Source organism: Actinoallomurus sp. CA-150999 (genome assembly GCF_050942425.1).
In the GTDB taxonomy this organism is placed as follows: domain Bacteria; phylum Actinomycetota; class Actinomycetes; order Streptosporangiales; family Streptosporangiaceae; genus Actinoallomurus.
Map to the genome: position 1 here is coordinate 10,203,464 of NZ_CP192063.1, position 24,394 is coordinate 10,227,857.

At 72.0% G+C, this 24,394-nt stretch carries 18 protein-coding genes; 4 read left to right on the forward strand and 14 right to left on the reverse strand.

Features of this window, described 5'->3' with window-relative positions; genetic code table 11:
• Positions 1–73: 73 nt before the first annotated feature.
• Both ACQP2O_RS46960 and ACQP2O_RS46965 read right to left on the reverse strand, forming a co-directional pair.
• The gene (locus tag ACQP2O_RS46960) at positions 74–1,894 is read right to left on the reverse strand and encodes a helix-turn-helix domain-containing protein (RefSeq protein WP_433176075.1); all 1,821 of its coding nucleotides are present in this window, start codon (positions 1,892–1,894) and stop codon (positions 74–76) included.
• 147 nt (positions 1,895–2,041) lie between these two features.
• Positions 2,042–3,049: a DUF4331 family protein gene (locus tag ACQP2O_RS46965; protein WP_433176076.1), complete on the reverse strand. Its 1,008-nt coding sequence runs from the start codon at positions 3,047–3,049 to the stop codon at positions 2,042–2,044.
• A 240-nt stretch (positions 3,050–3,289) separates the two neighbouring features.
• On the opposite strand from ACQP2O_RS46965, the gene ACQP2O_RS46970 reads away from it, so the two are divergent.
• Positions 3,290–4,426 (forward strand): epoxide hydrolase family protein, encoded by a 1,137-nt coding sequence (locus tag ACQP2O_RS46970; RefSeq protein ID WP_433176077.1) that lies wholly within the window; start codon positions 3,290–3,292, stop codon positions 4,424–4,426.
• Positions 4,427–4,438: 12 nt separating this feature from the next.
• On the opposite strand, the gene ACQP2O_RS46975 is transcribed toward ACQP2O_RS46970, so the two are convergent.
• The 11 genes from ACQP2O_RS46975 to ACQP2O_RS47025 all read right to left on the reverse strand — a co-directional run bounded on the left by ACQP2O_RS46975 (position 4,439) and on the right by ACQP2O_RS47025 (position 17,760).
• The gene (locus ACQP2O_RS46975) at positions 4,439–5,317 is read right to left on the reverse strand and encodes an NUDIX hydrolase (protein WP_433176078.1); all 879 of its coding nucleotides are present in this window, start codon (positions 5,315–5,317) and stop codon (positions 4,439–4,441) included.
• Complete coding sequence (locus ACQP2O_RS46980; RefSeq protein WP_433176079.1) at positions 5,307–7,376, reverse strand: RNA degradosome polyphosphate kinase; 2,070 nt, start codon at positions 7,374–7,376, stop codon at positions 5,307–5,309. The genes ACQP2O_RS46975 and ACQP2O_RS46980 overlap by 11 nt, the downstream gene beginning before the upstream one ends.
• A gap of 145 nt (positions 7,377–7,521) precedes the next feature.
• Complete coding sequence (locus tag ACQP2O_RS46985) at positions 7,522–8,502, reverse strand: adenylate/guanylate cyclase domain-containing protein (protein ID WP_433176081.1); 981 nt, start codon at positions 8,500–8,502, stop codon at positions 7,522–7,524.
• Positions 8,503–9,012, reverse strand: a complete 510-nt coding sequence (locus ACQP2O_RS46990; protein ID WP_433176082.1) for a PH domain-containing protein — start codon at positions 9,010–9,012, stop codon at positions 8,503–8,505.
• A 49-nt stretch (positions 9,013–9,061) separates the two neighbouring features.
• Complete coding sequence (locus ACQP2O_RS46995; protein ID WP_433176083.1) at positions 9,062–9,694, reverse strand: hypothetical protein; 633 nt, start codon at positions 9,692–9,694, stop codon at positions 9,062–9,064.
• On the reverse strand, positions 9,691–12,237 hold the full coding sequence (locus tag ACQP2O_RS47000; protein ID WP_433176084.1) for an FtsK/SpoIIIE domain-containing protein: 2,547 nt from the start codon (positions 12,235–12,237) through the stop codon (positions 9,691–9,693). Before ACQP2O_RS47000 ends, ACQP2O_RS46995 begins: the two co-directional genes overlap by 4 nt.
• Before the next feature lie 102 nt (positions 12,238–12,339).
• Positions 12,340–12,600 (reverse strand): hypothetical protein, encoded by a 261-nt coding sequence (locus tag ACQP2O_RS47005; protein WP_433176085.1) that lies wholly within the window; start codon positions 12,598–12,600, stop codon positions 12,340–12,342.
• A 139-nt stretch (positions 12,601–12,739) separates the two neighbouring features.
• Entirely contained in the window at positions 12,740–13,570 is an 831-nt protein-coding gene (locus ACQP2O_RS47010; RefSeq protein WP_433176086.1) for a biotin--[acetyl-CoA-carboxylase] ligase, read from the reverse strand.
• Between the two features lie 84 nt (positions 13,571–13,654).
• Positions 13,655–14,620: an NYN domain-containing protein gene (locus tag ACQP2O_RS47015; protein ID WP_433176087.1), complete on the reverse strand. Its 966-nt coding sequence runs from the start codon at positions 14,618–14,620 to the stop codon at positions 13,655–13,657.
• Positions 14,621–14,692: 72 nt separating this feature from the next.
• A complete protein-coding gene (locus tag ACQP2O_RS47020) occupies positions 14,693–15,097 on the reverse strand; it encodes a GNAT family N-acetyltransferase (protein WP_433176088.1) in 405 nt (134 codons plus the stop codon).
• A gap of 86 nt (positions 15,098–15,183) precedes the next feature.
• Positions 15,184–17,760: a phosphoenolpyruvate carboxylase gene (locus tag ACQP2O_RS47025; RefSeq protein ID WP_433191400.1), complete on the reverse strand. Its 2,577-nt coding sequence runs from the start codon at positions 17,758–17,760 to the stop codon at positions 15,184–15,186.
• 148 nt (positions 17,761–17,908) lie between these two features.
• On the opposite strand from ACQP2O_RS47025, the gene ACQP2O_RS47030 reads away from it, so the two are divergent.
• The 3 genes from ACQP2O_RS47030 to ACQP2O_RS47040 all read left to right on the forward strand — a co-directional run bounded on the left by ACQP2O_RS47030 (position 17,909) and on the right by ACQP2O_RS47040 (position 21,223).
• Positions 17,909–19,513, forward strand: coding sequence for an acyl-CoA carboxylase subunit beta (locus ACQP2O_RS47030; protein ID WP_433176089.1), 1,605 nt, complete (start codon positions 17,909–17,911; stop codon positions 19,511–19,513).
• A gap of 10 nt (positions 19,514–19,523) precedes the next feature.
• Entirely contained in the window at positions 19,524–19,739 is a 216-nt protein-coding gene (locus ACQP2O_RS47035; protein WP_433176090.1) for an acyl-CoA carboxylase subunit epsilon, read from the forward strand.
• A gap of 296 nt (positions 19,740–20,035) precedes the next feature.
• The gene (locus ACQP2O_RS47040; RefSeq protein WP_433176091.1) at positions 20,036–21,223 is read left to right on the forward strand and encodes a YncE family protein; all 1,188 of its coding nucleotides are present in this window, start codon (positions 20,036–20,038) and stop codon (positions 21,221–21,223) included.
• Positions 21,224–21,236: 13 nt separating this feature from the next.
• On the opposite strand, the gene ACQP2O_RS47045 is transcribed toward ACQP2O_RS47040, so the two are convergent.
• The gene (locus ACQP2O_RS47045; protein ID WP_433176093.1) at positions 21,237–24,281 is read right to left on the reverse strand and encodes a hypothetical protein; all 3,045 of its coding nucleotides are present in this window, start codon (positions 24,279–24,281) and stop codon (positions 21,237–21,239) included.
• Positions 24,282–24,394: the final 113 nt, after the last annotated feature.

A 24,394-nucleotide genomic window follows, 5' to 3' on the forward strand; every position in this document is an offset into this window, starting at 1 on the left:
ACTCCGGCCAGGGTCACTTCGCACGGTGAGCCTCCGGCCCGGTGACGAAATGCTGCGTCAGATCGGGATTCGGTCAGCCGTCGTACGCCCTGAGGGCGAACCACATGTCATAACGTGCCGAGGGGCCGCGCAGCAGCGAGCGTTCGAGGATCTCCTCGATCCGACCGAGTCGCTTCCGCGTCCCGGGCACCGAGATGCCGAGCGCCGACGCCGTCGCCTCGAGACGGGCGTCGTGGTCCAGCCACACGCGCAGCGTCTGCAGCAGGAGCCCGCGGCCGTCTTCCAGCAGGGGCGAGACCTGCAGCCGGCTCCAGTGACGTATGTGGGGATCATCGAGGAGCACGTCGACGGGTACGGGATCGCCGCCGCCCGCGCCGTCGAGGAGGCGTAGGGCCAGGTGCAGCCTCGCCTGGGTCGGGAGGTCCTGCAGCGGACTGCCGAGGAGTCGTTCGATGTGACGCAGCCGCGCGGCCAGCGTGTTGCGGTGGATCTTCATCTGGCGTGCGGCACCGCCGTAGAAGTCCAGCCACGAGCGGAGGGTGGCGATCAACTCGGGTCCGTCGGGATCCTGAGCCCGGTCGGGGCGGTACTGAGACAGTGGACCGAGCGTCTCCCGCGCCCACTGCTGCGCGCGAGGGCGCAGGAGTGCGGCCAGATCACCACGCGGACTGAACCGGCTGTAGCGCCCGGCGCTGCCACGTGCCACGGCGAGTGCGTGGAACGCCTGCGAATATCCCGAAGCGATCTCCCGAAGTGTGACTATGCCGCTGCAACCGATGTGGATGCCGCCGGAGCAGGCGGCAAAGGTCCGCAGCGTCTCCTCCTCCGCCTCGGTGGCCTCGTCGGCGGCTGGATCGATGACGATGACGTGTCCGGTGTAGACCGGACACCGGACGATCCACGCCCGACCGCCCGACACCCGGTTGAAGTACGCGCCGACGCGGCCCTGGACGCCAGGCGGACATTCCCCGATGTAGACGCGCACGCTGTCGGCGAGCGGGGGCCCGAGCGCCCCGGAGACCCGGCGGGCGGCCTCGACCTGACCGACCATGAGCAGATGGAGCACCGCCTCGCGGGTATGCGCCTCGGACTGATTCAGGCGGCGTCCTCGAAGATCGGTGTCATCCACCCGCCGCCGCAGCTCCACGAGGCGTGACGCGTCCATGATCAGGCTGCGTACGGCCGGAGAGAACCGCTGTTCCCTCGCGACGACGAGTATCGTGCCCGCTTCTCCTTCGCCGAGCGACTGAATGTGAACGACGCCGGTGCCCAGATCGGCGGCGGCGGCTCGGACCACGCCCTTCCGCACCCGATCGAGGTCCTGGGCGACCTGGTCGAGGACGTCGCCGGGAAGGCGGGGAAAGGCGTGCAGCGGTTCGCCGGTCTGGTCGAGCAGCACGACGCTTCCCCCGACCTGTTGCGCGAGCCGACGTACGAGGCGCTCCAGGCCGCCCGGCAGTGTCGCGTCCCGGTGCAGCTCCCGCAGGTTCGCGGCATGACGATGGTCGTTCTTCCGCTCCTCCCGGAGCGCCGCCGTGACCGCCGCCCACACATGGGACGGGTCATCGGATGCGGCCAGCAACGGGATCCGATGGTGACGCGCGGACTCGGCGATGTCGGCCGAGTCCGTCACGCCGCCGGCCAGGACCACACCGGCGGCGCCGATCTCGCCGAGCCGCCGTACGATCTCGGCCACGTCACCGCGCGGTTCAGCACGAACAGGAAGGATCGCCAGGACGCCCGAGAACGCGGCCAGGTCCGCGTCCGGCCATCCCGACGGATCCCCGTCGGAGAGCACGACCGCGGACTCCACCTCGGCGGTCTCGTCGACCGGCTCCACGAGGAGCCGCAACCTGGGCTCGAGCCGGTACACGAGAGCGCTGAGCGTCGGCACGCGAATCCTCTTCTTCCACGCACGCGGTCCGCTGCACGACGGCCGGGCGCCGCAGGCCAGCGTCACAGTGGTACTGACACCAGGGCGACCGGTCGCTGTTTTGGACAGTCCGGGGGGATAACGGTAGTCCCCGCCGAACGGCCGGCGTCACACCGCCGGAGCCAGGTAGGGGAAGTCCGCGCCGGGGACGCCCGCCGCGGACCGGGCGTCGATGCCCAGTGGGACGGCCCTGTTCAGCACCAGGGAGAACATCACCTCGGGTACGCATTCGGTGAGGCCCCGCCCGTTACGGCCGGCGAACCCGAAATCGGCCGTGGTGCCGAGCCGGTACCGGAGGATGTCGGGGAAGAGGGCGTCGGCCACCCGCTGCGCGTGCGCCGCCGGGTCGTCGCTGGTTCCCATGGCCGTGACGACCTTGGCGACCAGATGGGCGACGAGCGGGCCGTGCACCATCCTGTCATGGCTGGGATGGGTGGTGTTGTAGTCGTCGGCGCGCTGAGAGTCGTCCGGATTGAAGATCGTGTTCACCAGTGGAGTGGCGCAGCGATTCACCTGGCCCCAGCCGCCCGCGTCGGTCGCCAGCGCCGTCGTTCCCCAGAACCCGATCTCGGACGTGTCGAACGCCTGGTCCGGGACCTCCATGACGATCGCGCACACGTTGGTGCCCGCGAAAAGGTTCGCCGACGCGCTGTAGTCCACGGCGGACGGCTCGAACGGCGTTCCGTTCGCGACCGCGTGTTTGACCGCGCCGACGACGGCCCCGTTGATGTAGAACGGGTCCGCCGCCGGGCCCGCCCAGATCCGCGTCCCGTCCGCCCCGCGGATCTCCCGGCCGGTGCGTCCTTGGCCCACGACGACTCCGGGGGCGGTCCGATCGCGCGCGTCGGCGCCGTCCAGCCGTCGTACCTCGAATGCCTGCTCACCATCGGGTTCCGGGTCCCGGAAGGTCACGACGTACGTACGATTCTCTATCGCGTCACCGTCCGTGTCGATCCTGAACTCGTACCGGCCCTCCGGGTGGAAACCGCCGGATCCGGAAAGCGGGTTCACGTTCATGATGAAGACGGTCCCGCTCCCGCCGCGGAAGACGTACACATCGCTGATGTCGAGGCGGGGATCCTGGCGGGCGAGTGGCGAATCGAGATGGTGCGACATCACTACTCCGTCACTGGAGATACGAGGGCTTTTCCGCCGGGAAACCGGTCCGCTCGACGATAGGTCGTACGTCGGAGCGACGACCAGAATTACCTTGCACAGCGATCCCGAAAACCGGTTTCGAAACGCTCGGTCACCGGCCGCCGCGGCGCTCGGGCTCGGTAATGCGGTCGGTATCTGACCTGAGTGGTCCCTACCGTGTCCCCGTTCGGACGATCCGATCGACGGCTGAGGAGACCCATGGAGATCAACCCGTTCACGATCGATGTCCCGCAGGCGGAGCTCGACCACCTGCGGGACCGGCTCGCCCGGACCCGCTGGCCCGATGAGCTCCCCGATGTGGGCTGGGACTACGGAGTCGCCCGCTCCTACCTCCAGGAGATGGTCGCGTACTGGATCGACGGATACGACTGGCGGGCCCACGAGGCGCGGCTGAACGCGGTGCCGCAGTTCACCACGACGATCGACGGGCAGAACGTGCACTTCCTGCACGCGCGCTCTCCGGAGCCCGACGCCGTCCCGCTCATCGTCACGCACGGCTGGCCGAGCACCGTGGCCGACTTCCTGGACATCATCGGCCCGCTCACCGACCCCCGTTCCCATGGCGCGGATCCCGCCGACGCGTTCCACGTCGTGGCCCCCTCCATTCCCGGATTCCCCTTCTCCGGGCCCACGCGGGAGAAGGGCTGGGGGAGCAACCGCGTCGCACGCGCCTGGGCCGAGCTGATGCGCCGCCTCGGATACGACCGCTACGGCGCCCAGGGCGGTGACTTCGGCTCCATCGTCTCCGCGGAGCTCGGCCGCGTCGCCCCCGCGAACGTCGTCGGCGTCCACCTCAACGCGTTCGTGGGCGCCTCGGCCCCTGCGGGCCCGCACGAACTCGACCTGCTCTCCGACACCGAACGCGACCAGGCGCAGGCGAACCAGGCCTGGTGGCAGGCCCACTCGGGGTACGCCACCCAGATGTCCACCCGCCCGCAGACGGTGGCGTACGCCCTGAACGACTCGCCGGCGGGGCAACTGGCCTGGAACCTGGAGTGGTTCGTCGACCACGACCCGACGCGGACCCGGCAGCCGCTCGCCGACCGGGACGCCGTGCTGACGAACGTCAGCGCCTTCTGGCTCACCTCCACCGCCGGCTCCGCCGCACGCCTCTACCGCGAGATCGCCGCCGACGGCTGGGGCCGGCCGGCCTCCTCCGGAGTGCCGACCGGCGTCGCCAAGTTCGTCGGCGATCGCGCGATCCGGGCGCTGGCGGCCCTGTCGAACAACGTCACCCACTGGTCGGAGTTCGACACCGGCGGCCACTTCGCCTCTCTCCAGGCCCCCGAACCGCTCGTCGCCGACATCCGCGCCTTCTTCCGTACCGTGCGCTGACGATCCGGCCGATCAGCAGGCGTGACGCTCGGTGGACGCGAGAGCGCCGTCGGCGACCTGGAAGACCCAGAAACCGCCCTTCGGGAGCCGGGGATCCTCCGGAGGCGTAGCGCCGAGTTCCTCGCAGGCGCGGGAGACGAGCTCGGGGACGAGCTCGCCGTGGGTGCAGATCAGGACGGGGACGCCATTGGTGAGGAACTCGGCGATGCGGTCGCCCGGGGCTTTCGAGGCCCCGACGGTGACGGCCCAGTCGGTACGGATCTCGGAGCCGGTCCGGGAGGCGTACGGCAGCACCGTCTCCAGGCAGCGCGCCGTCGCCGAGCTGATCACGCGGGTGGGGCCGTAGCAGGTGAGCACGTCGTCGAGCCGCTGCGCCTGGGCGCGGCCCTCCTCGTCGAGGGGGCGCAGCAGGTCGTCGTCCTGCCAGTCACGCTTCTCCAGCGCGTCGGCGTGCCGCAGGATGATGTACGGCGTCGTCCGGATCGGGCCGGCGGCGAACACCTCCAGGACGGCGCGGTCGTGCTCGTACGTGAGGCGTTCCACCGCCTGGCCGAGGGGCAGCCAGTCGATCCGGTCGACCTCGTCGCTGGGCACGAACCGGCTCTCGTCGCCGGTGGCCGCCCAGTAGTCGACCCGTTTGGGCCGATCGCCCCGGGGATAGCGGACCGTGAGCAGCCGGCGCCCGAGCACCGGCCAGACCCCCGTCTCCTCCCAGACCTCGCGCGCGGCGGCGCGCACGAGGTGCTCGTCGCGGTCGACCTTGCCCTTGGGGAACGACCAGTCGTCGTACCGCGGGCGGTGGACGAGGGCGACGAGCGGGCGTCCATCCGGGCCAGGGTGCCACAGCACGGCGCCGGCGGCACGGATGGTCCCCGGGAGGTCAGGCGTCAACAGTCCTCCAGCGGCGTGCGCGCATCAGTTGGGTCTGCACGTCAAGGTCCCCCTCGTGCCGGGTCCATACGCCGTCCTCGTTGAGGATCCAGCACTTGGTGTCCACGCCCATCGCGAGCTCGAAGCGGCCGACGAGGTCGGCGCAGTGGGCCGGGTCGGTGACGCGGACGAGGGTCTCGACCCGGCGGTCGAGGTTGCGGTGCATGAGGTCGGCACTGCCGATCCAGACCTCGTGCTCCCCACCGTTCTCGAAGGCGTACACGCGGGAGTGCTCGAGGAACCGGCCGAGGATGCTGCGGACGTGGATCGTCTCCGACATGCCGGGCACGCCGGGGCGGAGCGCGCAGATGCCGCGGACCCAGACGTCGATCGGCACGCCCTCCTGCGACGCCCGGTAGAGCGCGTCGATGAGCACCTCGTCGACCAGCGCGTTGCACTTGAACCGGATGCGCGCCGGGCGGCCGGCCTGGTGGTGCTCCACCTCGCGCTCGATGCGCCGGACGAGGCCGCCGCGCACGAAGTCGGGGGCCACGAGGAGCCGCTTGTACTCGGTGTCGCGCGAGTAGCCGGTGAGGTGGTTGAACAGGGCGCTGACGTCCTGGCCGACGTCCGGGTCGGCGGTCAGCAGGCCGTAGTCCTCGTAGATTCGGGCGGTCTTGGGGTTGTAGTTGCCGGTGCCGATGTGGCAGTAGCGGCGGAGGTCCCCGTCGGACTCCTCGCGGACGACCAGCGCGACCTTGCAGTGGGTCTTGAGGCCGACGAAGCCGTACACGACGTGGCAGCCGGACCGCTCCAGTTTGCGCGCCCACGTGATGTTGGCCTGCTCGTCGAAGCGCGCCTTGATCTCGACGACCACGACGACCTGCTTGCCCGCCTCGGCGGCGTCGATGAGGGCATCGATGATCGGCGAGTCGCCGCTGGTGCGGTACAGCGTCTGCTTGATCGCCAGGACCTGCGGGTCGGCGGCGGCCGCCTCGATGAGGCGCTCGACGCTGGTGCTGAACGAGTCGTACGGGTGCTGGACGAGGACGTCGTGATCGCGCAGGGTGGCGAAGATGTCCGCGTCGTGCGGCAGGGCCGCCTCCGACGGCACGAACGGCGGGTACTTCAGCTCGCTGCGGTCCAGGCCGGCGATGGCGAACAGGCCGCCGAGGTCGAGCGGACCGGGCACGCGGTAGACGGCGCGCTCGTCGACCTCCAGCTCGGTCATCAGCAGGTCGAGCACCTCCGGGGTGATCGACTCTTCGACCTCCAGCCGGACGACCGGGCCGAAGCGACGGCGCAGCAGCTCGCGTTCGAGGGCCTGCAGGAGGTTCTCGGCGATGTCCTCGTCGACCTCGAGGTCCTGGTTGCGGGTGACCCGGAAGGCGTGGTGCTCGAGGATCTCGGTGCCGGTGAACAGCGCGGGCAGGTTCTCCGCGATCACGTCCTCCAGCGGCACGAACCGCGACGGCGACGCCTCGAGGAACCTCGGCAGCAGCGGCGGCACCTTGACCCGCGCGAACATCGTCGCGCCGTTCTCCGGGTCGCGGACCAGCACGGCCAGGTTCAGGGACTGCCCGGAGATGTACGGGAAGGGGTGCGCCGGGTCGACCACCAGCGGGGTGAGCACCGGGTATATCCGCCGCCGGAACAGGCGGTTGAGGCTCTCCTTCTCGGTGTCGGCCAGCTCGTCCCAGCGCAGCAGCTCGATCCCCTCTTTGGCGAGGTCGGGCAGGATCTCCTGCTGGAACAGCGCCGCGTGCTTGAGCATCAGCTCGTGCGCCACCTCGGACGTGTGCGCGAGGACCTCACGGGGCTGCCGACCGCTCGCGGACTGGACCGCGATGCCGGTGGCCATGCGCCGGGCCAGCCCGGCGACCCGGACCATGAAGAACTCGTCGAGGTTGGTCGCGAAGATCGCGAGGAACTTCACCCGCTCGAGCAGCGGCAGGGAGGGGTCGGCCGCCAGGTCCAGAACGCGCTGGTTGAACCGGAGCCAGCTCTCCTCCCGGTCGAGGAAACGATCTTCGGGGAAACCGTCCGCAGATCGGGCGAAATGCCCTGGTTCAACACTCATGAGGTATATGATCCCCATTTTTCGTGAACGGAACGCTAAGAAAGTGTTGCCCGGCAGTTACTTGACGCCACCAACCGGGCTAAAACCCCAGCTTAAGGGCCTATGACCGCAGGTCAGCGCCCGGGGGGCACCGAACGTCACCCCGTCAACGCGCGCGGCGGACGACGTACGGCTGGATGATGCCGAGGCCGCGGGCCGGGCGGCGGCCGATGCGGACGAGCGCGTACGCGGCACCGCCGCGCAGGCCGTCGGCCAGATCGGCGTCGGCGAGGACGGTGCCGGGCCGGGCGATCGAGGTGAGCCGGCTCGCGAGGTTCACGGTCGTGCCGAAGACGTCGCCCATCAGCGTGAGCACCAGGCCGTACGCCATGCCGACCCGCACGTCCGTGTCCCCGCCCGCGCGGACCGCCTCGGCGATGCGCAGCCCGATCTCCGCGCCCAGCGCGGGCGTGTCGGCGGTGTAGAGGACCTCATCGCCCAGGGTCTTGACGATCCGGCCACCGTGCTCGGCGACGATGTCGGAGGCGGTCTCCTCGAAGCGTTCGACCAGCCGGGCCAGGTCGCGCTCGTCAAGGTGCCGACTGGTCTCGGTGAACTCCACGATGTCGGCGAAGCCCACGACCCGCCGCGGCCGCCCCGGCAGGGCGTCCTCCGCCGTCGACGCGGTCAGCGCGCGGGTGCCGGCGGCGGCGAGCTGCCGCCGCCACGCGTGGACGAGCAGAGGCTCCAGCGCCGCGATGTGGTTCTGGGCGTGGTCCACGATGAGGCGGACGATCTCGGGCGGCGGCGGCTCGAGGGGGTCGGTGAGCCCTCCGATGAGGACGTCGATCTGCCATTCGGCCAGCCGCGCCATCGTCTGGCCGACCGCGCGGACCATCCGAAGGACCATGTCCTCGTCCAGCAGACCCTCGTGGAGGAGCTCCCGGATCCGGACGAGGGCGTCGAGGTCGCCCTCGGTGAAGGCGATCGCCTCGTCGGCCGGATGCGGGAACCCGAAGGCGCGCCAGAGCCGCTGGGTGAACTCCTCCGACACCCCCGACCGTTTGATCGCGTCGATCCGGGTGTACCGGAGCTCACCGCCGAGCAGCAGCTCCTCGATCTGCCGCGGGTCCGGCGCGTCGCGCATCTACGGGCGTACGCCGTCGCCGTCGGTCAGCTCCTCGACGATGCGGTAGAGCTGGTTCTGGGTGTACTCGACGCGAGGGATGTTCTTCAGCACGAGCTGGCCGTGCTCGCCACCCGACTCGACGGTGAGCGTGCCGCTGCGCAGGATCCGCTGGATCAGGCTCTGCTGGAACGACACGTCGTTGACCCGCGTGAGGGGGATGTCCCGGTGCGAACGGGACAGGATGCCGTCACGCAGGGCGAACCGCCGGTTGGTCAGCGTGTACGACGTGGTGACCCACCGCAGGAACGGGATCAGCCCGACCACGAGGATCGCGACGAGGCCCACGGCCGCGATGATGAGGCGGATCAGCGTCTGCGCGCTGCCCCCCGGGATGAAGAAGATCGCAACGGCGGCGATGGCGACCGCGACGGCCGCCCAGAAGATCGTGCCGACCAGCGTCGACCAGTGGGGGTGGAGTTCAAGGACGATCTCTTCGTCGTCGCCCAACGCGTTCTTCGCAAGACCCATGGCGCAATCCTGGCAGAAACGGTCGCTCCATGGATGCTCAGCGCGTCGATCACGTCACAATGTGGACAACGATGAAGATGAGCGCGATGAGCCACACGCCGCCGCCCCCGGCCAGCCCGCCGGTCGCGGTGTCCACGGCGTACTCCCGCTCCTCGTGCGACGTCCGCAGCCGGATCCACCCCTTGGCCGCCTGCTGCCCGATCAACGGCGCCGCCAGCACCGGCCCGTACGCCAGGACGAGCCGCACCTGCCCGAGGTCGCGCAGGCCCTTCGCGAGCTCGAAGCCGACCGCGGTGACCACCACGGCCGCGACGAACCCGAGCACCACCGTCTGGATGTACCGGCCGGCGAGGGGGTAGTTCACGGGTTCGCGCACCCGCCGGTGCGCGTCGCCCAGCAGCTCCGCGGCCTCCTGGTCGCGTCGCACGTCGTCGCCGGGATCGGGGAGTTGACCCACCGCGTGGGGGCCGAACCGTGTCGTCAGCTCCCGCCAGACGCCGGCGGCCCGCTCCTCCAGCCCGTCGAGACGCGCCCACTCCTGCTCGACCGAGGCGTACGCCTCGGTCCGCCGCTCCTCGGCCTCGTCCAGCCGACGCCGGGCCTCCTCCGCCGCGATCAGCCTCCGGCCGGCCTCCGCGGCGTACTCCTTGTACGCCCGACGTGCCGTCTGCGGGTCCGTCATCGGCCCTCCGCCGTCTCGCTCATGACCTCAAAGGGGATGATCGGCTGGGGCGGCTCGCCGGTGCGCTGGTCGTGGAACAGGGCGCGGCGGCGGCGCGGGATCCAGCTCAGCATCTGGCCGCCCGGCAGCGGCGACAGCTCGCTGTCCCGTACGTCCAGGGCGACCCACGCGTCGATGTTACGCACCGACCCGACGCGCTCGACGACGTCGGCCTTGAGCCGGTCGGTCGTGCGCCACCAGCCGAGCACGTGCATACGGTGCTCCGGGCCGTACTCGACCAGGCGGCGCACCGACCGGCGCTGCTCGTCGGAGCGGGTGGTCACGGCGTCGACCGCGAACAGCGCGAGGTACTCGGGCACGGCCCGGTCGGCGACCTCGGGCAGCTCACCGCCGAGGACGGCCTCGTGGCCGTTGTCGACCAGGCGCCGCAGCAGCAGGCCGACCCGGGGCTCCAGCTGCTCGTCCAGCGCGTACAGCCGGAAGACCGCCGACCCGGGCGCGTGCCCGCGGGCCAGCGACAGCACCGCCGAGGCCAGCACGTCGTACGCCTCGTCGGCGCGGGTGCCGACGACCGCGAGGTTGCGGCCGGGCGCGCGGTCGAAGCGCACGGTCGCGGCGCTGCCGGCCAGGTCGATCCGCTGCCCGACCGCGCTCTCCCCCGGCGGCAGGGTCGGGGCGGTCATCAGCTCGGGGACGTGCGCGCCGTCGAAGATCCGCGGGGGTTCGAGGTGCTCGGGACGGCGCTGCCACAGCTCCCGCTGCAGCGCGTCGAACGTCCCGGCCGTCCCCGCGTCCGGCAGCCGGGCGATGCGGTTGGCCTGCCGCGCCCCGGACTCGGCGTTGACCACCGCGCAGAAGCGCGCGACCTGGAGCGCGGCGGTGTTGTCGTCGGCGAGGATGCGGCGCGCCTTCGGCAGCGCGATCCGCAGCGTGAACTGGTCGAGGATGGCCCCGCGCCCCCACAGCGACTGGACGCCGCCGATGTTCTGGCTGGCCAGGACGAGGTGGATGCCCTGCGAGCGGCCCCGGCGGGCCAGGTCGTTGAGGAGGTACAGCGACTCGTCGGTGATCTTGTCCTGCTGCTGGATGAGCACCTGGAACTCGTCGATCACCGCGACGATGCGCGGCCAGTGCCCGTCCGGGTCGACGGCCCGCAGCTCCTCGATCTTGGTGACCTCGTGCTCGCGGGCGGCGGCGCCCCGGCGTTCGAGCTCGCGGGCGAGGAAGCGCAGCAGCGCCAGGCCGAACTCCCGGTCGTTGTTGATGTTCACGCCGATGAGCCGGGCGTGCGGCAGCCACGTCTTGTCCGTACGGCCGCTGGCCAGGCGGGCGAACGACACGCCCTCCTTGAAGTCCAGCAGGTAGAACTCCAGCTCGTCCGGCGAGTAGCGGGCGGCCATCGACCCGATCATCGCGTAGAGGAAGTTGGTCTTGCCGGAGCCGGGCGGACCGCCGACGAGCGCGTGCACCGGGTCGTCGCCGAGGAAGACCTCGACCGGTTCGTACCGATCGACGTCCTCGCCGATGGGCGCCCGCACCCCGGCCGCCGACGACTCGCTCCACATCCGGTGCGGGACGAGCTCGGCGAACCGCGGCGGGTCACGCTCGATGCCCGCCCAGCGGGCGGCCCGCTCGCAGACCGCGCGGACCAGCTCGGCCGGCGGCGGCTCGACCGTCACCTCCAGCCCACCCGTCATCGAGGTCGTGACGTGCCGGTCCGCCGCGATGTCGACCGTCTCGACGCCCGGCGCGTCGTCCACGGGGACGTCACGGCACACCACGTGGATGCCGCAGGCCGCCCCGGCGTGCATCACGCTGTTGAGGTGGGCGATCTCGTCATCCCGGAACCCGCGCACCGGGCTCTGCACGATCACGACCTGCCACGGCTCGGGCCGCCGGCCCGTGGCCGCGGCGAGCGCCGCGAGCGAGGAGTGCCCTCCGCCGAGCACGTCGCGCTGGATCCGCCGGATGTCACGATCCAGCGAGCCGAGCAGGTCCTTGAACTCCTCCACGCCGTAGACCGTGAGCAGCCCCGGCCGGGACAGGGCGTGGAAGCCCCCCAGCCCCGCTCCGAGCCGCCGCGGGTCGTACAGGCTGACCCGCACGGAGCCGGGCCGCGTCGTCGCCACGATCCGGACGAGCAGCGAGTCGACGATCGCGTCGGCCAGCGGCGTCTGGCCGCCGGTGATCTTCAGGTGGCCGGTGTCCAGCAGCGGGATCAGCGCGGGGACGTCCCCCGCGACGGTCCCGACCCGGTACAGGCACGGCTCCGCGTCGGCGGGCTCCGGCTCGGCCGGCCAGTCGGACCAGGCGGCGGACGCCGCGCCGGGGGCGGCCTCGCCGGCCAGCTCCCGCCAGCCGTCGACCGCCGCGGCCGTCTCCGGCCCGCTCGTCGCGGCGACGTCGCGGCGGCCCTGTTCGACCGCGGTCTCGGCGCGGGCGATCATCTCGTCGAGCTCGCTCCGGCGGGCGCGGATCGCCCCGCGCGCCTGCCGGATGTCCTTGCGCACGGCGGCAACGAGATCGCCGGGCTTGAGCGTCATGTGGGGATCCTGCGGCTTTCACGCAGACGGCGGTGGGCGGGTACCTCGGTCGGGGACGTGACGGGCGGGCGCTTTGAGTCCTCGGCGTGGGTGGCGAGCGCTCTAAAGCCCCTCTGCGTAGGCGTTCGCCTCTTCGATCGCGGCGCCGATCTGGCTCTGGCACTCCTCGATGCTCTCCACGGCCTGCCCCATCGCGCCCAGCGCGCCGCTGAGCGCGTCGTGCTCGCTCCCCTGGGCCACCGCGATGAGGTACTGCAGCGCCGACTCGGCTCGGCCGCCTGCCTGGACGAGCAGCTGCACGGCGTGCTCGGCCTCTTCGCCGGCCTGGGCGATGGCGCCCTTGAGCTCAGCCACACTGGCCATGCAACGACCTCCGGAGGATGGGGATAGCCCAATTAAACCGGCGTGTCGCGGACCGGTCCAGTTGGGTCCGCCTTCCGGACGCGCCTATGCGCCGGGCCTGTGCGTCGGCGAGATCCCCGCGCCCGACGCCGATTCCGGCTTATCGGACATGGACGACGTCGCCGGCGCTGAGCGCGTGATCACCGTCGGCCGCGCGGACCACCAGCCGCCCGTTCTCGTCGATGTCCACGGCCTCGCCCATGAGGACGCCGTCGGGGCCGGGCAGCTCGACGCGCACCTGCCGGCCGAGCGTCGCGCACACCGCGCGGTACGCCTCCCGCAAGGAGCCCTCGACCCACTCCCCGCAGAAGTCGGCGTAGCCGGCCGCCAGCTCGCGCAGGATCGCGCGGAGCACCGGGTCCCGGTCGGCCGGAGCGCCCTCCAGCGCCAGGGAGGTCGCGGTCGGCACCGGCAGTTCGTCGGCGCGCAGGCTGACGTTGAGCCCGATGCCGAGCACGACGGCGTCCTCCGCACGCTCGGCGAGGATCCCGGCCAGCTTCCGGTCATGGATGAGCACGTCGTTCGGCCACTTCAGGGCGGCGTCGGCCATCCCGCCCCGCTCGATCCCCTCGACCTCGACGAACCCGCGCAGCGCGGTCACCACCGCCACTCCGGCCATCAGCGGCAGCCAGCCGAGCCGGGCGAGCGGGACCTGCGGGCGCAGGAGCACCGAGAAGGCCAGCCCGGAACGCGGCGGCGCGGTCCAGGCCCGGGCGAGGCGACCACGCCCGGCCGTCTGCGCCTCGGCGACGAGCACCAGCCCCTCATCGGCGCCGTCGCGGGCGGCCGCCGCCAGATCGGCGTTGGTCGAACCGGTCTCGGCCACCACCCGAATCTCACGCCACAGCCCACCCGGGCGGACGAGGGCGCGATTCAGCGCCCGCTCGTTCAACGGCGGCCGATCGAGGTCGGTATACGGCGAAGAGCTCACGGCCCCAGCCTAGGGCGGGTCCGGTGGGTCTTGTTCGTAGCGAGCGGCACGTGGATCCACCGGACGCGCCCTAGAGCGCACCGCTCAGCGGCTCTTGCCGGAGACGCCGACGTTGAAGTCGAACTCGCGGTAGACGCGCGCCCAGAAGCCCTCGCGCAGCCAGTCACGGGCCTCCTTGTAGGGGCGCAGCGAGTGGCCGAGCTCCTTCTCGCCCTCGATCAGCAGCTCCTTGTCGATGACCGTGGGCAGGATCGGGCCGGGCAGCAGGTCGCGAATGTTGTCGCGGCCGCGGGTGAGGATCCACTTGTGCGCGATGTGCTCGCCGATCTCCTCCACGCGGTCGCGGCTCGGGCCGAGCTTGGCGACGGGGTTGGGCTGGCGGACGGGCGGCGGCGCGGGCTTGGGCCGGGTGCCGAAGACCGCCGTGGGCGACGGGATCGGCGGGGTGACCGGCGTCTCCGGCGGGGCCTCGCGGGAGGTGTCGAGCATGAAGTACGGCTTGACGAAGTCGGCGTTGACGACGTCGACGGTGTCGGCCTCCCAGATCAGCCGCTCGGCCTGGTTGGTGCCGTACGGCGGCTCCACACCCCACAGGTGGATGCGGACCCCGTAGGTCTGGGCGGCCTCGACGGCCGGGACCATGTCCTCGTCGCCGGCCAGCAGGATGGCGTCGGTGACGGCGCCGTGCCGGGCGAGCGTCTCCAGGTCCTCGCGGATCTGGGCGTCGACGCCCTTCTGCTGGTTGTGCTTGTTGAGGTTGCCGAGCCGGAGCTTCACCCGGGGCAGCGGCGCGACGACCCGCTGGTCGATCGTCGGCACGCGGTCGCGCGCGGCGTCGAACCAGTAGATGCGCAGCAACTCTCCGCGCATGCACGCGGACGCGCGATCCTCCAGGGCCTTGATGAGCCCCTCGGCGTCGACCCGGTACGAGCGACGGGAGGAGACGCCGAACAGGAGGTCACCCGCTGCGGCGTAGAGATACCCCACGTCTACGAGGATCGCGTAGCGCGGCAGCGGCGATAGGTGAGACACAGGCTCGCGAACAGTCATCACCTATGACTTTAGGTGAAGATCAGCCCCCCGTCCTCGGATGTGGGGCGGATGTGCGGCCTTTCTCGCCGCTCAGAGCCGCTTTCGCATGTGAACGACGCGGCGGCCGTCGATTCCCGCCCGGTCGGCCTCGCGATAACCCAGGGATTCATACAGGCCGATATTCGAGGTCATCTTCTCGTTCGTGTAGAGCCGCACCGCCGTCAGCCCGAGCGACCGGGCGCGGAACTCGGCGAAGGCCAGCAGCCTCCGCCCGAGTCCGCGCCCCTGACGATCCGGGCTGACCGCGACATTCTCGACAAGGAGCACGTCATCCTCGGGGCGCAGGACGATCAGCGCGTCGATCATCCCCTCGACCTCCAGGACATAGACCAGCCCCGCCTCGATCAACGCCGCGTAGTCGGCGGTGAGCGGAACGGGCTCCATGCCGATCACCGGAATCCACGGGTCGTACGCCGCCTTGACGATCGCCTCCACCGACTCACGATCGACGGCTTCGGCCAGCCTTATACCCATGCACTCCTCTAACCGTCAGATCGACGAGAATCATCCATTCTCGGCGATCAGCCGGTGTTCTGCAGGCCGGCCGCGACCCCGGCGGCGGCCAGGAGCAGCAGGTCCTCGATCCGCTCGCGCTCGGCGTCGTCCTCGATCCCGGCCCGCAGCTCCTGCAGCGCGCGCAGCTGCAGGTGCGACAGCGCGTCGACGTACGGGTTGCGCAGCTCGACCGCGCGGGACAGCACCCGGCGGTTCTCGAGCAGCCGGGAGTGCTCGGTGACCTGCAGGACCAGGGAGCTCGTGCGGTCGTACTCGGCGAGCACCGTCTCGGCCAGCTCCGGCCGGTCGCCGAGGGCGAGGTAGCGCTCGGCGATCGCGCGGTCCGTCTTGGCCAGGCTCATCTCCGCGTTGTCCAACAGCGCGGCGAACAGCGGCCAGGAACCGTACGCCTCGCGCAGCGCGTCGAGGTCGTCCACGGCGGCCAGGCCGCTGCCGAGGCCGTACCAGCCGGGCAGGTTGACCCGCGTCTGCGTCCAGGAGAACACCCAGGGGATCGCCCGCAGGTCGTCCAGCGAGGTGGTGGACTTGCGCCGGGACGGCCGGGAGCCGAGCCGGAGGTTGGACAGCTCGTTCAGCGGGCTGACGCAGGCGAACCACTCCGGGAAGCCCGGCGACTCGACCAGGGACCGGAACGTCCGCTCGGCGGCCTCGCTGATCCGGTCGGCGAGCGGCCGGAACCGCTCGGCGGCCGCCAGCGCGTGTTCCTGCACCGCGGAGGTGGAGGACAGCAGGACCGCGTTGGCGACCTGCTCGACGTGCCGCTGCGCGATCTCCGCGTGGCCGTACCGGGCGAAGATCACCTCGCCCTGCTCGGTCACCTTGAACCGGCCCGCGACCGAGCCGGGCGCCTGCGCCAGCACGGCCCGGTGGGCCGGGCCTCCGCCGCGCCCGAGCGCGCCGCCGCGGCCGTGGAACATCGTCAGCTTCACGTCGTGCCGGGCCGCCCAGGCCGCGAGGGCGCCCTGCACGTCGTACAGCTTGAGGGTCGCCGTCGTCGGGCCGAGCTGCTTGGCCGAGTCGGAGTAGCCGAGCATGACCTCCATGCGGCGGCCGGTCTCCAGGAGGCGCCGGCGCACCCCCGCCAGGTGGAGCATGCCGTCCAGCACGGCCGGGGACCGGTCGAGGTCCTCGCCGGTCTCGAACAGCGGCACGACGTCGAGGACCGGCGCGTTGCCGCCGATCGCGGCGGCCTCGGCCAGCTCGTACACGGCGGCGACGTCGTCGGCGGTGCGGGTGAAGGAGATGACGTAGCGGCGGCACGCGTCGACGCCGAACCGTTCCTGCACCCATGCGGCCACGCGCAGCGTGTCGAGGACCTCCTCGGTCTGCTCGCTCAGCGCGCCGCCGGCCCGCACCTCGGCGAGGGCCTTCTCGTGCACCGCGGAGTGCTGGCGGATCTCCAGCTCCGCCAGGTGGAAGCCGAACGTCTCCACCTGCCACATCAGGTGCTGCAGCTCGCCGTACGCCTGACGCGGCGCGCCCGCCTCGACGAGGGAGTCCTGGACGATGCGCAGGTCGGCGAGCAGGTCGGCCGGGCTCCCGTACGCCAGGTCGGCGTCGCGCAGCCGGGTGGCCTGGATCCGCTCGGCGGCGTACAGCAGGAACTGCCGGTGCGGCTCGCCCGGCGAACGCTTGCCGATCTCCGTGACGAAGTCGGGCCGGGCGGCGCGGGCGGCGGCGAGCGCGCCGTTCAGCGCCTGCGAGGGCGGGGTGGTCGTCTCGTGCACGGTCAGCGTACGGCCGATCCGGGTACAGGCGTTGGCCAGCGCGCGCAGGATGTGGTCGGCCTGGATGCCGATCGCCTCGCGGGTGATCTGGGCGGTGACGTACGGGTTGCCGTCGCGGTCGCCGCCGATCCAGCTGCCGTAGCGCACGAACGGCCGGGCCAGCGGCGGCCGCTCGCCGGTGCCGGGCGCCAGGGCCGCGTCGAGCGAGCGGTAGATCGCCGGGACGACCCGGAAGATCGTCTCGTCGAAGATCGCCATGGCGGTGCGGACCTCGTCGAGCGGGTCCGGTTTCGTCCGGCGCAGCTGCGACGTGCGCCACAGCAGGTCGATCTCCTCGACGAGCCGCCGGGTGATCTCGTCGCGCTCACCGCTGCCCGCGCGCGGGTCGTGCAGGTCCCTCAGGAGGGCGCTGATCCGCAGGATCGCGGTGACGACCGCCCGGCGGCGCGCCTCCGTCGGGTGCGCGGTCAGCACCGGGTGGAACTCCAGGTCGTCCAGCAGCTCGCGGACGCGGTCCGCGCCGATCTCGGCCACGGCGGCGGCGACGGACTCGCGCTGCGGCGTCTCGCCGGTGTCCCGCTCCCGGAGCGTGCGGATCCGCTGGTGCTCCTCGGCGAGGTTCGTCAGGTGGAAGTAGACGGTGAACGCCCGGGCGACGAGCTCCGCGCGGTCGAGCGGCCAGCCGCCGACGATCGCGGCGACATCGTCCACGGACGTCTCACCGCGGCGGGCGGCGATCACCGCATGCCGCAGGGCCTCCACGTCGTCGAGCAGGCCCTGCCCGCCGTACTCGACGAGGACGTTCCCCAGGAGGGAACCGAGCAGCCGGACGTCACGGCGCAGTGGCTCGGGCATCTCCTGCCGAGCGGAGTTTCGAGTCGACACGCAGCTCAGGGTAGTTCGTCCACATGAGGTGGTCAGAGTCCCGTCTCGCTCCCTGAGATCCCACGGAGATCGTGCCCCTCGTGGAACCGCGATCGGCGGGCTGGTTACCCTGGCGTTCATGGCCACGCAAGCGCCCGAGCCCCTGCCCGCGGACGAGATCGACATCCACACCACGGCGGGCAAGATCGCCGATCTGGAGCGCCGCCGGTACGAGGCCGTCCACGCCGGCTCCGCGCGCGCGGTCGAGAAGCAGCACGCCAAGGGCAAGATGACCGCCCGCGAGCGGATCGACGCGTTCCTCGACGAGGGGTCGTTCGTCGAGTTCGACGAGCTGGCGCAGCACCGCGCGCACGGCTTCGGCGTCGAGAAGAACCGCCCGTACGGCGACGGCGTCGTCACCGGCCACGGCACGGTCGACGGCCGCCCGGTCGCGATCTTCTCGCAGGACTTCACGGTCGCGGGCGGCTCGCTCGGCGAGGTGTTCGGCGAGAAGATCGTCAAGGTCATGGACCACGCGCTGAAGACCGGCTGCCCGGTCATCGGCATCAACGACTCCGGCGGCGCGCGCATCCAGGAGGGCGTGGTCGCCCTCGGCCTGTACGCCGAGATCTTCAAGCGCAACACCCACGCCTCGGGCGTGATCCCGCAGATCTCCCTCGTCATGGGCCCCTGCGCGGGCGGCGCGGTCTACTCCCCCGCCCTCACCGACTTCATCGTCATGGTCGACCAGACCTCGCACATGTTCATCACCGGGCCGGACGTCATCAAGACGGTCACCGGCGAGGAGGTGACCTTCGAGGACCTCGGCGGCGCACACACCCACAACACCAAGTCCGGCGTCGCGCACTACCAGGCCTCCGACGAGCAGGACGCGGTCGAGTACGTCAAGGCGCTGCTGTCCTACCTGCCGTCGAACAACCTGTCCGACCCGCCCGCGTACGACACCACGGCGCCGCCGGAGATCACCGACGAGGACCTCGAGCTCGACACGCTGATCCCCGACTCGCCGAACCAGCCGTACGACATGCACACCGTCATCGAGCACGTCCTCGACGACGGGGAGTTCCTCGAGGTCCACGCACTGTTCGCGCCGAACATCGTCTGCGGATTCGGCCGGGTCGAGGGCCGGCCGGTCGGGATCGTGGCCAACCAGCCGATGCACTTCGCCGGCACGCTGGACATCGAGGCGTCCGAGAAGGCCGCCCGGTTCGTCCGCACCTGCGACGCGTTCAACGTCCCGGTGCTGACCTTCGTCGACGTCCCCGGCTTCCTCCCCGGCACCGACCAGGAGTGGAACGGCATCATCCGGCACGGCGCCAAACTCCTGTACGCCTACGCCGAGGCCACCGTGCCGCTCGTCACGGTGATCACCCGCAAGGCGTACGGCGGCGCGTACGACGTCATGGGGTCCAAGCATCTCGGCGCGGACATCAACCTGGCCTGGCCGACCGCGCAGATCGCCGTCATGGGCGCGCAGGGCGCGGTCAACATCCTCTACCGCCGCGAGCTGGCCGCCGCCGACGACCCGGACACCCGGCGCGCGGAGCTCGTCACCGACTACGAGGACACCCTCGCCAACCCCTACATCGCCGCCTCCCGGGGCTACGTCGATGCCGTGATCAAGCCGTCCGAGACGCGGAGCCAGGTCGTCAAGGCGCTCCGCGCGCTGCGCGACAAGCGCAAGACCCTGCCGCCCAAGAAGCACGGCAACATCCCGCTGTAGGAGACGATCGATGAGCGAGCGCCCCTTCCTGCAGGTGGTACGCGGCGACGCGTCACCGGAGGAGATCGCCGCGCTGGTCGCGGTGCTGACCGCCCGCGCCCGGGCGGCCGAGGCCACCGGAGCGACACCCCCGCCCCGCCGGTCCGCGTGGGCGGACCGCTCCCGCCGGCTCCGCCGCCCCCTCCCCCACGGCCCCGGCGCCTGGCGCACCAGCGCCCTCCCGTAGCGGTCCAACGCGGTCTGTTATCCGGCGAACGCGGCCCTCCGCCAGGACATCTCACTCCTCGAACAGGAACGAGACATCGCGTCCATCGTCCATGTCGCGCTCGATGAGATCGTCGAAGTCGTCCGGGAACAGGGGACCGGACACCAGGTAGTCGTGAAAGGTCATCTTCTTCCCCTCCTGTAGCGGAGTGCGTCCATGTCGGGCGGTCTGAGGGCGCATGCTCGTTCGAGCCGATGGCAACCTCTTCGTGATTATCCGCTCACGATCCGCCCTCAACCGGTTAGAGTCCGGCACTTATGGAGGGGTGCAGACCGGCGGCGCGCGGCCGGATCGCGGTCGCCGTGGTGCTGGCCGTCGGATGCGCGGTCCTCGGCGGGTGCCGGTCGCCGGTGCCCTTCCGCGGCCGGCCGGGGCCCGACTCCCCCGTGCTGGCGCTCGGCGGGCCGGCGCCGTACATCCGGCCTCGTGCCACACCCTCGCCTTCCCTGGACCGGCGTAGCGCGTCCGAGCGGCGCTCCAGCGTCTACGCCGCAACGCAGGCGGGCATGCTCGGTCCCGTGGCCCGGCGTCTGCCGCCCCGGCTGTACGTCCCGGTCGGCGCCGCGGTCGACGTCATCGACGCCCGCACGTACCGCCTGCTCCGCCGCGTCCCGGTCGGCCGCGCGCCACGGCAGGTCGTCCCGTCCTGGGATCTGCGGACGCTGTGGGTCACCGAGGCGGCAGGGCTCGTACCGATCGACCCACGGACCGGCGCCCTCGGCCGTACCGTGCCCGTCGCGAACCCCGTGGACCTCTACTTCACCCTCGACGGCCGGGACGCTCTCGTGCTGGGCGCGCGGCCGGGACGTCTCCAACTCCGCGACCCACGGACCATGCGGCTCCGCTCGGCCGTCCGTCTGCCCTGCCCCGACCCGGCCGGCGCCGACCTGTCCGCCGACGGGTCCACTCTGCTCGTGGGATGTTCCGGATCGGGGCGGCTCGCCCGCGTCGACCTGATCCGGCACCGGGTCACGGGCACACTCCGGCTCGCGGCTGGATCGCGCCCACAGGACGTCCGCCTCTCTCCGGACGGCGGGACGTTCTACGTCGCCGACGCCGGTCGCGGCGGCGTGTGGCTGGTCGACGCCGAGCGCCTGCGCACGGATGGCTTCGTCGCCACCGGACGCGGCACGGACGGGCTCTCCCCCAGCCGGGACGCCACGACCCTCTATGTCACCGGGGCGCGGGCCGTCTCGCTGATCTCGTTCGCCGAACGCCGCGTGGTGGGCCGCTGGCGCGTCCCGGCAGCGCCCGACATGGGCGGGGTGTCGGCGGACGGCCGGGTGCTGTGGCTGTCCGCCCAGGCGGCCGGCAGAGTCTTCGCCGTCTCCACGCGGACCGGGCGGATCCTCCACCGTCTCCCGGTCGGCCCGTCCCCGCAGGGCCTGTGCGTCTTCCCGCAACCCGGCCGGTTCTCACTCGGACACACCGGCATCTACCGTTAGTGTCGGCCGGCGATCAGCCGGCGCCTTCGACGACGCCGCGCCACTGGGGGACGAGCTCCTCGACCAACGCCTCGGTCTCGGGCTGCATCTGGGCGGCGAACGGGTCGGCGCTGACGCGTTCGCTCAGCTCTTCCACGACGTCGCGGACCGCGGCGTGGTCGCCGGTCGCGTGGGTGGCGCGCAGGAGATCACGCCACAGGCCCTCGTCGTCCACCGCGAGCCGCAGCCCGGCGCGGGCCGCGGAGACCGCGCCCCGGGCGTCGCCGTCGTCGAGTCGCATGAGGACGAGCCGGTGCGCGACGTCCGCGATGCGCGCGGTCGCCTCGTACTCCAGGTCCTCGGCCGCCAGCCAGCCGTACCGGCCGCGCGGGCGACCGTCCATGAGCGGGCCGCGTACGAGGTCGAGGGCGTAGGTGAGGTAGGCCGTCTCGGAGGCGGGTTCGGCGGCCGACCGCCAGACGAGCCAGCGGAACATCTCCCAGTCGACCCGGACCTCCGAGCCGAGCCGGATCCGGCCGCGCTCGTCGTGGTACAGGTTGGGGCGGCCGCGTGAGTCGAGTCCGAGCCAGTCGGCGACGCGGGCGACCGTCGCGTCGCGCACCGGCGCCGCCACACCGCGCGGCCACACCGCGCCGCCCAGCACGGTCGGGTGCACGCCTTCGGGATGCGTCGCCAGGTAGACCAGGGCCTCGGTGCACAGCGCCCGGCGGCTCTCCTCCACGACGCCCGGCGCGTCCACCTCGACGGTGCCCAGGAGCCGGATGTCGACCGTCGGCCGGGTCTCCCCCATCGCGGGCGGCACGGCCGGCTCCGCATCGATCCCGCCGTACGGGACGCCTTCCACTCGCCCGGCGGTACGGAACAGCTCAAGGACCGCCCGATAGTGCTGCTCGGGGACGAGCTGCGCCTCGACGTCGAACCCGAGGACCCCGGCGCGGAGCCGCCCGTCGGGCGTGACGTCCCAGGTCCACGTCGCACCCGGCGTCTCGCCCGCGACGAGGTACCCGGCCGCCATCCGCTGGCCGGTACGGGCCAGGGCGACCAGGCGCTCGGCCTCCTCGGGCGTCGGCGGGTCGGCCATGATCAGGTAGTGCGGCATCCACGCCTCGCCGAACACGCCGCGGCAGCGGCCGGTGAGAACGGAGTCCACGCCCGACGCCGCCAGGGCCTGCCGCACTTCCTCGGTGCGGCTCTCCAGCTCCGGCAGCGCCTCGGCGAGGGTGGCGACGGCGCGGATGCGATCCGGGGCGATCAGCGACAGCTCCTCGCCGAAGCCGACGAGCGTGATCCGCATGTGGTCGGACCAGCGGTTCGTCGCCAGCTCGACCGCCACGGCGGCGAGCGCGGCGCGGCGGATCTCGTCCGGGCCCTGCAGGGAGATCAGGCCGTGCGCGGTCTCCAGGTCGACGAGGATCCGGCCGGTGTCGTTGGTGCCGATCGAGACCAGTCCCGGGTACGGCGCGAGGACGTCCGCGAGGTCCGCGGTGGGCAGCCCGTCGAGGGCGCCGGCGTTGAGCCGCCAGACCTGCCCGTTGTCGTACTCCTCCCACGGTGCGGGCGGGTTACGGTCGGCGGGGGCGATCCACAGGTCGAGGCTGTCGGTACCGAGGTGCACCCCGTACACGGTGGGCAGCGTGCGCCCTTCGGCGGCGAGGGCCTTCGACATCTGCCGCAGCCCGAGGTCGAGGAGGCGCGTGGCGTCGGTGTCCGCGCCGATGCGCAGCGCCTGCTCGGCGAGCGCGGCCTCCCCGTCCGGCCGGGCGATTCTGGTGCCGAACGCCCGGCGCCACAGCTGCTCGCGCCGCCGCCGGCCGAGCACGGCGAGCAGCCCGGCGGCGAGCAGCGATGCCACGGCCAGTTCCTCGGGCCACCCGAACGCCGGCAGGTGCGAGGGCCGCTCGGCCGGGGACTGCGACGGGTGCCGCGATGACTCGGGCTGGGCGGGGGCCGGCCGCTCGGCGCCCGGCGACGCGTGGGCGGGCGGCCGTACGGACGGCGCCGTGCCCGTCGGGTGCGGCGCCGGTGCGGCCGGTGGGCGACCGGTCTCCTGGCCGGGGCTGCCGGGCCCCTGACCGCCCTCCTGGGAGCCGGTGCCGTGTCCGTTCTGCGAGCCGGCGCCCTGATGGCCCTCCTGCTTGGCGTGCTCCTCCCGGGCCTCCTCGCGCGCCGCCCGCCGGGCCGCCTCGACCGCCTGCTTCTCGGTGTTGACGGAGCCGTGGTGGTGGACGCCTCCGGGGACCTCGGAGTGCGGCACCCCGTGCTCGTGCTGCCCGTCGTGCGGGCCCCGGTGGACGACCTCCACGTGCGTGGCGTCGGCCGGCATGTCGAGCACCCAGCCCGGGCGGATCAGGCTCGCCATGGTCAGCCGGGTGCCGTCCGGCTGCAGCTTGCCCTTGTTCAGCGTGTAGATCTCGCGGTAGCGGCGGCCGTCGCCGAGGCACTTCTCGGCGATCTCCCAGAGGCTCTCGTGGTGCCGTCCCTCCGGGGGACGGACCCGGTAGATCTTGCGGACGGCGTTGTGCTCCATGGGGGCGGGCGCGTCGGAGTCCGGCTCCGGTGCCTGCCGGGTGACGGCCTCGGGGCGTTCGGCCGGCCGCGGCTGCTGGCGCGGCGGCGGGTCCTTGACCTGGACGTGCGTCGCCCGAGGCGCGGTCAACGCCGGTACGACGACGGTCGTCGCCGTGAACAGCAGCAGCGCGGCGACGACGAGCCGATGCGCGACCGCCTGCGGGCCGCCGGCGAACGGCACCCGGGCCGGCACGCCCACCCCGCGGATCCCGGCGTACACCTCCACGATCACGCAGGCGGCCAGTTGCACCCACGCCAGCCACACGACGAGGACGAGGATGCGCATCAGCGCGGTGGTGTCCAGGCGCTGCGTGAACGTCTCCATCGACGGCATCCGGCTCGGGATCGGCGAGCCGAAGAAGGTGAGCAGCGCGAACGGGACGCCCGCGAGAAGCGCGGCGATGGCGGCGAGCGCGAGCACACCGACGACCACGTCACCGGGCCCTCGTCCGCGGTCGATCCGCGCGGGCTGCCGCCGTATGGCGCTCATACGCCCTCCTTCTTCGCCCGACCAACCGACCCCGACCGACCTCCCGGCGTCGGAGGAGTGACCGGGCGCGCCATGCTGACGATTCGCTCGCTCCGCTCGCTCATACGCCCTCC